This is a genomic window from Rhodopila sp. (genome assembly GCF_965277165.1).
Lineage (GTDB): Bacteria > Pseudomonadota > Alphaproteobacteria > Acetobacterales > Acetobacteraceae > Rhodopila.
Map to the genome: position 1 here is coordinate 2,539,448 of NZ_CBDICE010000006.1, position 11,966 is coordinate 2,551,413.

An 11,966-nucleotide genomic window follows, 5' to 3' on the forward strand; every position below is an offset into this window, starting at 1 on the left:
GGGTCAGTGCGCCGGGCGATGGCGGGAACGCCATGAACCCACGGTCAGCCTGGCCCGAGCGGTGGGGACGGATGGTCGGATGCCGCGTTGCTTGGGCGCGCTGGCAGCAGCGACAGCATTGCGTCGGCGGTGATCGCGGGCAGATCCTGATGGCGACGAATAGAGGCTGCCGCGTGCTGGGCCAGATCGCGGCGTTGCGCTGGGTCTTGGAGCATGGCGGAGACGAATTGAGCGAGTGCCGGGGCGTCTGCGACCTCGACCAAGCCGGCAGCCTCTCGCAGCAGGGCGACATGGTCCGTGAAGTTGCCGGTGTGCGGCCCGACCGCGATGGCGCAGCCCAGCCGTGCCGGCTCCAGCGGATTCTGTCCGCCGCCGGGGGCGAGCAGACTGCGGCCGACGAAAGTGATCGGTGCGAGGCGATACCAGAGGCCGAGTTCGCCCATGGTATCGACGACCCAGATGCCGGCGCCGGGTGGCGGCCCCTGCCCCGCCGCGCGGCGTGATGCGCCGAGGCTTGCGGCCAAGGCCGGCCCGCGATCGGGATGGCGCGGCGCGATGATGGTCAGCAGATTGCCATGGACCAGCGCGAGTTGGCGATGCACCTCGGCGATCAGGGCTTCCTCGCCGGAATGGGTGCTGGCGGCGAGCCAGACCGGGCGGCCGGCGAGAGTTTCACCCAGGCGGTCGAGTTCTGCCTGGTCCACCGGAAGTGGCGAGGCGGCGAATTTCAGATCTCCGGGGCTTTCGATGTGTCGGGCGCCGAGCGCTTTCAGGCGTTCGGCGTCCTGGTCGCCGCGCGCCTGGATTCGGGTGAAGGCTTGGAGCAGGCGGCGGGCGAGGCGTGGGGCGTATTGCCAAAGGCGGAAGCTGCGATCCGACATCCGGGCGTTGACCAGCATCAAGGGAATGCCACTCGCCCGGCAGGCGGCAAGCTGGTTGGGCCACAGTTCGCTTTCCACGAAGCAGGCGGCGTCGGGACGCCAGTGCGAGAGGAACCGTGCCACCCAGGACGGTACGTCGAGCGGGGCAAAGCGATGCAGAACATCGGCCGACAAGCTCTGCTGGGGCAGGCGCTGGTCCAGCAAAGCCTGCGAGGTCACGGTTCCGGTCGTCAGCAGCACGATGACACGATGGCGCAGGGCCTGCAAAACCGGCAGGATCGACACAACCTCGCCCACGCTGGCGGCGTGGATCCACAGCAAGCGACCGGCCGGGCGAGGCGTGGCGTCGATGCCGCGGCGTTCCGCCAACCGGATCGGGACCTCCTTGCCGATCGCGGCGCGGCGGTAAAGATTGAGCCTGAGCGCCGGGGCCAAAAGCGTGGCCGCGACGGTCCAGCCGGTGGCCAGTGCACTGGCGGTCGCGCCGGTGACGCGATCGGGGGTGTTGAGGGTGGCGTTCTGGTCGATCATGCGGGACACAGGGCCGCGGCTCGGTCGGCGGTCTGATTGAGCGCTTCGGTGATTGCCGGAACGGCTTCGCGCCAGCCGTCGCGCGGCACCGGGATCGCGGCGCCGCAAACCACCACGCCGCGACCGAACGGCAGCGGCACCGGCATGCGATCCCAGGTATTGAGTTGAATGCGGCGGCTGGTGCGCGCCGCGAGCGGCACCACCGGCACGCCTGACAGCGCGGCGAGCTGGGCCACTCCGGGAGCGGCCTTGCGCAACGGGCCGCGGGGGCCGTCCGGGGTTATGCCGATCAAGGCGCCCTGCCCGAGTACCAGCAGAAGATTGCGCAGGCCGGCGGCGCCGCCTCGGGTGGACGAACCATGGATCGGCATGATGCCGAATCGCTGCATCACCGCGGCGATGAACTGGCCGTCACGGTGCTGGCTGACCAGGGTGTGGATCGGCGTCGGGCGGTAAAATGGCAATGTACGGGCGATCAGCGACAGGGCCGGCATCAGGGGCAGGAATTCGTGCCAGAAGGCGAACACCGCGGAGGCTCCGGCGGCGAACGGGCGAAAATGCTCCTGCCCGTCCAGCGTCCAGCGCGTGGTGCGCAGCGCGAACCTGAGATAACCGCCCAACGAGGCCGCCAGGATGGCCTGAGCCCTTGGGGTGCGCAGCAGGGACTTCATTGCCGTGTCGGGTAGCACGTGACGGCGATGTTACGGAAGTGTGGTGCGGTTCGGTTGGACGATCAGGCTGACGGCGGCGGCGCGATCATGCGGAGCCCGGCGGGTTCACCATCCTGCCATGTTCAAGTTGCCGAAGCGGGCGATCGGAGCCGGCGCTGGGTCGTGGCGGGCGGTGCGGAGGACGTTGGCAAAAAGCGGTGCGATGATGGTTTCGCTCCACACCACGGAGTCGTAACCAAGCGCGAGCGCGAGTTGTTCGATCCGGCGTTTAACCGCCTCGGCCGCTGGGCCGGTTTGATAATTTGTCAATTCGTCGGTGACGGAGGCGGATCGGCAATCGGGGTAGCTGGCATAGAACACGCCACGCTCGATCTCACAAAGTGTGGCACGAAGCGTCCCTTGATACTTCAACGCGGTTCCCATGACTTCACCCGATAGTCTGTCGGAGCGAGGACATGTCCCGTGAAGCAGGCGGGACATGCAGGGCCGACTTCGTTTGCTCACCGTCGATTTGGTCTGCCTGGCACAAAAAGCGGAGTCCTGAACCCGCTGATGATGGATCAACTTTAAGCGAGTTAGTGGACGCGGGTCTGCGGTCGGTGCGCGTGCCCATTCGATCCGGGACGAGCGGCGGAGCGGCCGTTGAGCGGCACCAGGTGCGACAGGAAAATCTCGGCGCAGGTTCGCCAGGAGAACCGCTCGGCGTGCCCGCGGCAGGCGGAGCGGTCGGCGCTGAGCGCGTCGCATGCCGCGACCCGCAGGTCCGGGTTGACCGATCCGATCTTGCCCTCGGCATCGGTTAGCACGTCTTTCGGTCCGGTGACCGGGAACGCCGCGACTGGGGTGCCGCAGGCCAGCGCCTCGAGGATCACCAGCCCGAAGGTATCGGTCCGGCTGGGGAACACGAACACATCCGCGCCGCTGTAGGCGCGCGCCAGGGCCTCGCCATGGCGTGGACCGGTGAAGGTGACGGCGGGATAGTCGCGGCGCAGCGCGGCCAGTTGCGGGCCGCCGCCAACCACCACTTTCGATCCGGGCAGTTGCAGATTGAGGAAATCGCCGATGTTCTTCTCGACCGCGACGCGCCCGACATAGATGAAGATCGGGCCCGGCAGGTAGGCGAATTCGTCGCGCGGATAGGGTTTGAACAGATCCAGATCGACCCCGCGCGACCACGACCTGATGTTGGCGAAGCCGCGGGCCGCGAGTTCGTCGCGCAGTGACTGGGTGGCGACCATGGTGCCCTGGCCGGCGCCATGGAAGCGCCGCATCCAGGCGTAGATCGGGCCTACCGGAAGGCCGGTCCGCGCCTTCACGTATTCGGCGAACCGGGTATGGAAGGCGGTGGTGAAGGCCCATCCGTTGCGTCTCGCCCAGCTTCGCGCCGCCAGGCCCAAGGGTCCTTCGGTGGCGATGTGCAGAGCATCGGGTCCGAACGCCCGGATCATGCGGATCAACCGCCGTCTGGGCAGCAGCGACAGTGCGATATCGGGATAGGTTGGACAGGGGACGGTGCGGAACCGGTCGGGGCCGATCACCTCCACCACATGGCCCATGGCTCGCAGTTCGAGCATGACGGTCGTCAAGGTGCGGACCACCCCGTTGACCTGCGGCTGCCAGGCATCCGTTACTATCAGAATACGATGGTTCGGTGCTGGCGAGAGCATGGTCGCGAGGCCGCCCGTGTCCGCGCGGGGGATCAGATCAGGCAGTTGCGTGTGCCGGTTGCGGCGGCAACATCGGCAACCGGTTCAGCGCCGCCCAATCGATCAGTTCCAGGCGGCCGTCGTGATGTTCCACCAAGGCGGTGCAGCTTTCCACCCAATCGCCGTCGTTGAGGTAGAGGATGCCTTGCACCTCGCGCATCTCGGCGTGATGGATGTGGCCGCAGACGACGCCGTCGAAGCCCCGCCTGCGGGCTTCCGCGGCGAGTGCTGATTCGAACCGGTCGATCGCCTTGACCGCCTCTTTCACCTGTCGCTTCAGCCAGGCCGACAGCGACCAGTATGGGTAGCCCAGCCGGCGGCGGATCGCGTTGAACCAGCGGTTGATCACCAATGCCGCGGTGTAGGCCCAGTCGCCCAGCAGGGCGAGGAACTTGGCATAGCGCACCACACTGTCGAACTCATCGCCGTGCATCACCAGCAATCGCTTGCCGTCGGCGGTGGTGTGTTCGGATTCGCGGCGCATCTTGATGCCACAGATCTCCAGCCCGATCGGCAGCCAGTTGCGGAACATCTCGTCGTGGTTGCCGGGGATGTAGGTGACCTCGGTTCCGGCGCGGGCATGGCGGACGATCTGCCTCAGTACGTCGTCGTGGTTGGCATCCCAGTACCAGGATTTCCGAAGACGCCAGCCGTCGATGATGTCGCCGACCAGAAAAAGCTGATGACAACTTGACTTGTTCAGAAAATCCGCCAGGTAGTCGCTGCGGCAACCACGGGTGCCTAGGTGGGTATCCGAAATGAAGATGGTGCGGTAGGTCGGCGGCACGCCGAGCGGGGACATTGCGTTCATCTTGGGGCGTTCATCTTGGGGCGTTCATCTTTGGGCGTTCATCGTGGGGCGTTCATTTCGGGGCGTTCATTGCTGGTCATCGGAAGGTTGATCCAGGCTTCTGTTTCGCAGTCAGCAGATACTGTGCTTGCCGCGGCCGGGAAGTTAAGATTCGATGACGTAAGTGAATTCCGCCGTCAGTATTGAAGATATTCATAAGGTCATTGAACTGTCATAGGAATGACATCGGACGGTGGCAGGCAGGTGTTTTGCTCGAGAGCGTTACGCGATTCGCCCATGATCATCGTGTTCAATCCTGTTGCCGGACGCCGGCACGCGCACCTGCTATGGCGGGTGCTCGATGTACTGGTTGCCAACGGCATCAGGCTTGACCTTGCGGAGACTCACCGCGCCGGGCATGCCGAGGCGTTGGCGCGCGAGGCGGCGCGGCGCGGCGCGCAGATGGTGGTCGCCGCCGGCGGCGACGGCACCATCGCCGAAGTGGCCAACGGCCTGATGGGCACGCCGGCCCGGCTTGGGGTGATCCCGCTGGGCACCGCCAACGTGCTAGCGCACGAGCTTGGTTTGCCGTTCGCCCCCAAATCAGTCGCCGCTGCGCTGGCGTTCGGCCGCACCCGCACGCTGTGGCCTGGGCAGGCAAACGGTCCGGACGGTGCGCGGCTGTTCGTGCAAATGTTGGGTGTCGGGTTCGACGCGCACGTCGTGCACAACCTGCCGTTTCCGCTGAAGAGGATATTCGGCAAGGGCGCCTACGTCATGCAATCGATGCGGGAGTTGATGCGCTACAAATTTCCCTCGATCCGGCTGCGGATCGATGACGCCGAGACCGAGGCGGCCAGCGTGATCATCAGCAAGGGACGGCTTTATGGCGGCCGCTTCCGGTTGGCGGCGGACGCGGTGCCGAGTGATCCGGGTTTTTCCGTGGTGCTGTTCGACCGCACCGGGGCGATGGCGGCGATGATGTATGGAGCGGCGCTGCCGCTGAACCTGTTGGGCCGTGCCCCCGGGGTGCGCCACGTCCGTGCGCGGCGGATCGACTTCCTGCAGAACACGGTGGTGCCGGCGCAGACCGACGGAGATCGCGCCGGATGGGCGCCGCTGTGGGTCGGCGATGCGCCGGGGCCGATCCAGGTGGTGATGGGATAGCGTGACCTATGGCCGCGTTGCCGCGTCCAGTTCCGCCTGGTCCCAGAACCCAATCACGACGCCGGACTTCAGTTGGGATGCCTCGGAGTATGCGGCGATCCTGGTGTTCGGCGTGGTGATCCGAGTGTGATCACGCAGCGACCACGCCAGCAGCGCGTCCTTCAGCCGGGGGGATTCGGCCGCACAGGAGGGGTCGGTGCCGAGGTCGTGCAGTTCGTTTGGGTCGCTGCGCAGGTCGTAGAGCATCGGGCGGTAGCCGACCGCATGGATGTATTTCCAGCGCCCGTCGAACACCATGAACAGCCGGGACGCATCGACCGGCGTGCCCAGCGTCCATCTGGCCGGCATGGTGCCGTAGTCGTACTCCGAGAATACGTAGCGCCGCCAATCAGGCACCGGTACCGCGTGCAGCAGAGGCTGCAAGGGTCGGCCTTCCAAGACGTGCGATTTTGGTTCGCCGCCAAAGTATCTGATGAAACTAGGTGCCAGGTCGATCGCCTCCACCAACATGTCGCTTGTGGTGCCACGGGTCGCGTCGGCCTCGGGAGATGGGTCGACCACGATCAGGGGCACCTTGGCGGAGCAGTCGTGAAACAGGTCCTTTTCTCCGAGCCAATGATCGCCGAGGTAGTCGCCGTGATCGGAGGTGAAGGCGATCATTGTGGCGTCGAGCAAACCCCGTTCGGCCAGGAAGCGCATCAGTACGCCGATCTGGTCGTCGATCTGTTTGATCAGTCCCATATAGGCCGGTATCACCCGGTTGCGGACATCGTCGCGGGAGAAGGCCCGTGATACGCGCGCGGCCATGAATGCGCCGTACACCGGATGGGGATCATGCCGCTCATGCTCCGACCGGACCGGGGCGACGATATCCGCCTGCCTGAACATCGCATGATACGGAGCCGGGACGATATACGGCCAGTGCGGCTTGATATAGGAAAGATGCAGACACCAGGGGCGCCCATCGACAGCGGCCTGGTCGATGAAGCGCATCGCACGCCGTGTCATGTAGGGGGTTTCGGAGTGTTCCTCGGGGATTCGAGCGGGCTTGTCGGCGTGTTGCAGCAGCCAGCCGCTTAGTAGCGTGCCATCGGCTGCCTGGGCCGAGTTCGCCCATTGCTGCCACGGATTGGTCGCAGCGAAGCCTTGGGCACGCAGATAGTCGTCATATGGCACGCGCGGTCTTTGGTCGGGGTTGAGGCCATCGTCACGTTCGAATGGTTCGAAACCACACTCCGCGACCGACACACCGAGGCTGGATGCCGGTTCGATCCCAAGCCGGCGCATGCCTTCGAGATCGGCCTGCATGTGGGTCTTGCCGACCAGCACGTTGCGCACGCCGAGGTCGGCGAGATGGTCGCCCAGCGTTGGTTCGCCGACCCGAAGCGGGAAACCGTTCCAGTTCGAACCGTGGCTACGCATGTAGCGACCAGTGTAGAAGCTCATGCGCGACGGCCCGCAGACCGGTGACTGAACATAGGTTCGGGTGAAACGAACGCCGCGTGCGGCCAGGGCGTCGATGTTGGGTGTGTGCAGGTGCGGATGGCCGTAGGAACTGAGGTAATCGAACCGCAGTTGGTCGCACATGATCCAGAAAACGTTGCGTTGTTTCATAAGAATTCCGTTTCGTGCCAAGATCGGCACGGTGGCCGGGATCAGAACTGCTTCAGGAGCCGATTGATGTAGTCAAGTTCCTGCTGTGGGCGTTCCTGATCGGCACCGCGGCGGCGCAATTCTTCCTGGATCGCCTGGGTGCGCTGACGCTCACGCTGTTCCGGTACCGCCACGTCGGCGTTGTCGGTGGAGTTGCCCTGGTTGTAGCGGCCCAGCGGGTCGCGGCCGTTCGGATCGGTCTGGTCCGGCGAGCCCGGCAGCGGCCCGTTGCCGCGACCGCCGCCACGCTGACCATCGGGCATCATCATGCCCATCATGCCCTCGGAGCCGTCCTGTCCGTCCTGGCCTTCGTCGCCTTGACCCGGTTGCTGGCCCATTTTCGCCATCGCCTGGCCCATCTCGCGGTTGCCTTTCTGCAGCGCGGCGATGGCTTGCTGCTGGGACTCCCTGGCCTGTTGGTCCTGTCCCTGGTTCAACTGGGTGGCGGAGTCGCGCATCGCCTGATCGGCCTGGCCGAGCCCTGGGGAAGCTTCGCCGCTGAGGTCGGTGAACTGCTGCATCAACTCGCCCAGGGCGCGGCGCAGTGCCTGCTGGACGCGGCTGTCGGCGGCGCGATCGGCGTTCGGATCGGTCGTTGACGGTCCGGAATCGGCGCGTCGTTGGGCATGATCCAGCAGGCCGCCCTGGCGTTCGATCAGGTCCTGCACGACGCTCTGCTGGGTCTTGCCGCGCTGGCGCTTGCTGTTGGCCTGCTTGCTGTCGTTGCCCTGGGCGCGGGCGTTGCGCAACTGGTCGAGCATCTTTTCGAGTTGCGCCATCCGCTGTTGGGCGTCGGCCATGCGGCCTTGCTTCGCCGCCTGCTCCGCCTGTTGGGCCATCCGCTGCATGTCGCGGTCGGACAACTGCATCGCCTTGGGGTCGAACGGCATGATGCTGTTGTCGCGCCGCGCCTGGTCCATCAGCGCGCGGATGTGGCGATCGATCGCCTGGCGCAGTTCCTCGAGTTTTTTCGCAAGCTCCTGCCTGGTTTTTTCATCCGGCTGCTGTTGCGCCTTGTCCATGGCGTCGCGAGCGGCCTGGCGGGCTTGTTCCAGGGCGCGGGCGCTCTGTTCGGTCTGGCCGTCTTCCATGTGCACCGCGAGTTGCCACATCGCGTCCTGCGACTCGGGGACCGCGCTGTCGGCGCGGTTGCGAACCAGGTCATAGTAGATGCTGGAGAGGTTGAGGAACGCGCCGATATCGCCGGCGAACATTTCCGGTCGCTGCATCAGCCCGTCGAGTGTTTCGAGCGCGTCACCGCGGTCGTCGGGCTGCACGCTAAGGCTCTTGCGCGCGGCGATCAGCGCCTGGGCGATGGGATTGTGGAACGGGCGTTCGGCGAGGTCGAAACTGGCCTCGGCACTGGTTCCGGTCTGTCCGGTCGCGTCATGGGCCAGCAGTCGGCCGACGACCGGCAATCCGGCCCAGGGGTTGGCGGTCAGGTCAGCCAGATTGACCCCGTGCGCCGACCTTGGCGAGCCGCCCGGTAGCGGGATCGGCACGATCAGGGGCGGTGCTTCCGGACGGTCCTTGAGGTGGAGCTCGGCCTGCAGCGCGGTCACGCCGTAGTCGTCGGCGACCTGCCAGGGCAGCCGGGTCTGCTGGCCGGATGGCGGGCGGCCCGGTTTGTCGCCCCAGGCAACGGTGGGTGGCTGGTCGACCACCACGGTCAACTTCCAGGATGCGAGGCTGCTGCCATCGCGCTTTACGGTCAGCAGTCCGCCGCGTGTCAGGTCCCACTCGGCCTGGAAGCTGTTGTGATCGAGCTCGGTGAACGGGCCGGTGCGATCGTTCAATACCAGGGTCGGCGGGGTGCTGCCGCCGGAAACGTTGACCACCAGGTGCGAACCGGCCGGCACCGAGACGCTGGCAGTGTCCGCCTTCAGGAAGATCGGTGCGATGCGGGTATATGCGGGTGGGGTGATCCAGGCCTGGAGTTCGGTTGCCGGTGCTCCCGGTTCGGCTGGCAGGGCTGGCGTCACCGCGGCATACAGCCGGCTGGGGGCGTCGGTGTTGGCGATGCCCAGGCAGGCGAGCACAGCCAACAGCAGCCCATGGCGCAGCGCGCGGGGATCGCGGCGAGCCAATCCCGGACGCGGGAGGCCGACTTGAAGACGGCTGATCTGGCTGATCGCGCGCGCTTCGTGTGCCTTCCACAGCGCCAGTCCGACCGGGTCGGCGTTGGCCGGTTTGTCGGAGAGCACAGCCAACGGGCGATGGATCAGACCGGAGTTGGTCTCCAATCGCCGGTCGGCGGCGCGATCGTCGGGTAGCCGGATCGATCGAAGGCCCCACAACAGCGAACCGACCACCGCCAGCCCGACCAGGGCGAGCAGCGCCACCTGCGTCGAGGCCGGCAACAGCGCCGGCAGGTTCAGCAGGGCGGCGCAGAGGAAGAGGCCGATGATCGCGAGCGGCGGCCAGAGGGCGGGCCATACAGCCTCGAAAAGAATGACGCCGCGGGCGAGCAAACGGCGGCCCGACAGCCGGCCTGGAAGCTTGGGGGGCGCCGGGTCGGTCATGGCGGCAGGCGATCGCGCTGCCAAAGCGCTTCGATCGGCTGGCGGTCGCGGATCACCGACCACCGTTCGGCGTCAACCCATGCCTCGGCGGCCAGCGGGCGCGCGTTGTAGGTCGAACTCATGACCGCACCATAGGCCCCGGCGTCGAGGATCGCCACACGCGCGTTGCTGGCCAGCGGTGGCAGGGCGCGGCTTCGAGCGAACGTGTCGCCGCTTTCGCAGACCGGGCCAACGACGGTGACCTGGCTGGTCGGGGCCAGGGCGTCACTGGCCGACAGCGGGACGATGCCGTGCCAGGCATCATACATCGCCGGGCGGACCAGATCGTTCATCGCGGCGTCGAGCACGACGAAGGGCTGCTGCGCGGTGCGCTTGACCAGCACGACCGAGGCCAGCAGCACGCCGGCCGGACCGACCAGCCAGCGACCGGGCTCGATCGCCAAACGGAGGTCCAGATTGTGGAACGCGGCTTTCATCGCCGAAGCGAGGGCGGCCGGCGACGGGGCGGGCTCGTTGCGATAGGCGATGCCGAGGCCGCCGCCGCAGTCGACGGTCTCGACCGCGAGGCCGTTGCGGCGCAGGGTCTGCACCAGGCCGGCGATGCGGGCGAAGGCGTCGCGGTATGGTGCGAGGTCGAGGATCTGGCTGCCGATATGGGTGGCCAGGCCGATGGGCCGGATACCGGGGAGGCTGGCTGCATGGGCGTAGAGCGCGGCGGCTTCGTGGTGGGCGATGCCGAACTTGTCGGCGGCGCGGCCGGTGGCGATCTTGTCGTGGGTGGCGGCGCCGACGTCGGGGTTGACGCGCAAAGCGACGCGCGCAGTGACGCCCTCGGCGGCGGCGAGGGCGGACAGCGTGGCCAGTTCCTCGGCGCTTTCGACGTTGATCTGACCGACGTCGTGGGCCAGCGCGAGGCGCAGTTCGGCGGCCGACTTGCCGATGCCGGAGTAGACGATGCGGCCGGGGGGGATGCCGGCTTGGCGGGCTTTCAGCAGTTCACCGCCGCTGACGACGTCGGCGCCCACGGCCTCGGCGGCGAACAGCGCCAGGACCGCCAGGCTGTCGTTGGCCTTGACGGCGTAGTGGGTGTGGATGTCGAGACCGTTCTCGGTCATCGCCACGGTCAGGGCGCGACAGCGGGCGCGGATCGTAGCGGCGGAATAGACCCAGGTGGGTGTGGCGACTTCATCGGCGATGGCGGCAAGGGGGACGCCGTCGAGCAGCAGTCCGTCCATGGCGTGGTAACGCAGCCATGGGCGCGCGGCGATCAGGTCGCGGATCGGCGGGTCGGTAGCGGGGTCGTTGCGGTAGGACGCTGCGGCCATTCGGTCAGACTACCGGTTGGGGTGGAGGATGGGAATGGCGGTTTGGGTCTGCATTTATGAGGGCAGCCCTTGGAGGTGGGGACCGGGACGCCGAGGGGCTGGAACTGTCGCGGATTGCGGGTGAGCAGGCACCCGAAAGGATGGGAACCTGGACCGGGTTCAGCGACGCTGGCTGGCTCCTAATCTTGAAATAACTACGCCAGAGGCGTATTAGTCTCATCAGTGAAGTATGTGTTTCATACGACGAAGGATGCGATCAATCGGTCGAAACATGGCGTATCCCTAGCGCTGGCCGAAATTCCTTTTGCCGAACCGTATGTGGCGACAACCGATGATCGCTTCGATTACGGGGAGGTGTGGCGGATCGCGATCGGTCAGATCAGTGGTCGGATTTTTGTGTGCGTATAGGTGGATCGGCAGACGGTGCGGCGGGTGTTATGTCCAAGACCATAAGTAAGGCCGCGCGCGACGCGCTGGCGGCGACAGACTGGACCAAGCTGGACTTGATGACGGACGAAGCGATTGCTCGACAGGTTGCATCAAACCCTGACGCAGCGCCGGATATGGCGCCGGAAATCGACGTCGCCGCCATTCGCCGAGCAGCGGGAATGACGTAGGCGCAATTTGCTGCTGCGTATGAATTCAGCGTGCGGACTGTGCAGGAGTGGGAGCGAGGTTCGAAACGGCCAAGTGGCCCAGCTCGGACGCTGCTTCGGGCGA

General features: G+C 66.2%; 10 protein-coding genes. 2 read left to right on the forward strand and 8 right to left on the reverse strand.

Annotated features, from left to right (window positions below):
• Positions 1-44 precede the first annotated feature (44 nt).
• From ACQY4Y_RS23885 to ACQY4Y_RS23905, 5 genes are all read right to left on the reverse strand, one after another.
• Positions 45-1,412 carry a 3-deoxy-D-manno-octulosonic acid transferase gene (locus ACQY4Y_RS23885; RefSeq protein ID WP_428493067.1) on the reverse strand — a complete coding sequence of 456 codons (1,368 nt, stop codon included), beginning with the start codon at positions 1,410-1,412 and terminating at the stop codon, positions 45-47.
• The gene (locus ACQY4Y_RS23890; protein WP_428493068.1) at positions 1,409-2,083 is read right to left on the reverse strand and encodes a lysophospholipid acyltransferase family protein; all 675 of its coding nucleotides are present in this window, start codon (positions 2,081-2,083) and stop codon (positions 1,409-1,411) included. The genes ACQY4Y_RS23885 and ACQY4Y_RS23890 overlap by 4 nt, the downstream gene beginning before the upstream one ends.
• A gap of 105 nt (positions 2,084-2,188) precedes the next feature.
• Entirely contained in the window at positions 2,189-2,506 is a 318-nt protein-coding gene (locus tag ACQY4Y_RS23895; protein ID WP_428493069.1) for a hypothetical protein, read from the reverse strand.
• Positions 2,507-2,658: 152 nt separating this feature from the next.
• A complete protein-coding gene (locus ACQY4Y_RS23900; protein ID WP_428493070.1) occupies positions 2,659-3,750 on the reverse strand; it encodes a glycosyltransferase family 4 protein in 1,092 nt (363 codons plus the stop codon).
• A gap of 37 nt (positions 3,751-3,787) precedes the next feature.
• Positions 3,788-4,600 carry a UDP-2,3-diacylglucosamine diphosphatase gene (locus ACQY4Y_RS23905; protein ID WP_428493071.1) on the reverse strand — a complete coding sequence of 271 codons (813 nt, stop codon included), beginning with the start codon at positions 4,598-4,600 and terminating at the stop codon, positions 3,788-3,790.
• Positions 4,601-4,876: 276 nt separating this feature from the next.
• On the opposite strand from ACQY4Y_RS23905, the gene ACQY4Y_RS23910 reads away from it, so the two are divergent.
• Complete coding sequence (locus tag ACQY4Y_RS23910; protein ID WP_428493072.1) at positions 4,877-5,746, forward strand: diacylglycerol/lipid kinase family protein; 870 nt, start codon at positions 4,877-4,879, stop codon at positions 5,744-5,746.
• Positions 5,747-5,752: 6 nt separating this feature from the next.
• Here ACQY4Y_RS23910 and ACQY4Y_RS23915 read toward each other — a convergent pair whose 3' ends face one another.
• From ACQY4Y_RS23915 to lysA, 3 genes are read right to left on the reverse strand one after another with little or no spacing between them, the layout of a single operon-like run.
• The gene (locus ACQY4Y_RS23915) at positions 5,753-7,360 is read right to left on the reverse strand and encodes a sulfatase-like hydrolase/transferase (RefSeq protein WP_428493073.1); all 1,608 of its coding nucleotides are present in this window, start codon (positions 7,358-7,360) and stop codon (positions 5,753-5,755) included.
• Between the two features lie 41 nt (positions 7,361-7,401).
• Positions 7,402-9,921 carry a DUF4175 domain-containing protein gene (locus tag ACQY4Y_RS23920; protein ID WP_428493074.1) on the reverse strand — a complete coding sequence of 840 codons (2,520 nt, stop codon included), beginning with the start codon at positions 9,919-9,921 and terminating at the stop codon, positions 7,402-7,404.
• Complete coding sequence (lysA, locus tag ACQY4Y_RS23925) at positions 9,918-11,246, reverse strand: diaminopimelate decarboxylase (RefSeq protein WP_428493075.1); 1,329 nt, start codon at positions 11,244-11,246, stop codon at positions 9,918-9,920. The genes ACQY4Y_RS23920 and lysA overlap by 4 nt, the downstream gene beginning before the upstream one ends.
• A 437-nt stretch (positions 11,247-11,683) precedes the next feature.
• Here lysA and ACQY4Y_RS23930 point away from each other — a divergent pair, with 437 nt between their 5' ends.
• On the forward strand, positions 11,684-11,863 hold the full coding sequence (locus ACQY4Y_RS23930; protein WP_428493076.1) for a hypothetical protein: 180 nt from the start codon (positions 11,684-11,686) through the stop codon (positions 11,861-11,863).
• Positions 11,864-11,966: the final 103 nt, after the last annotated feature.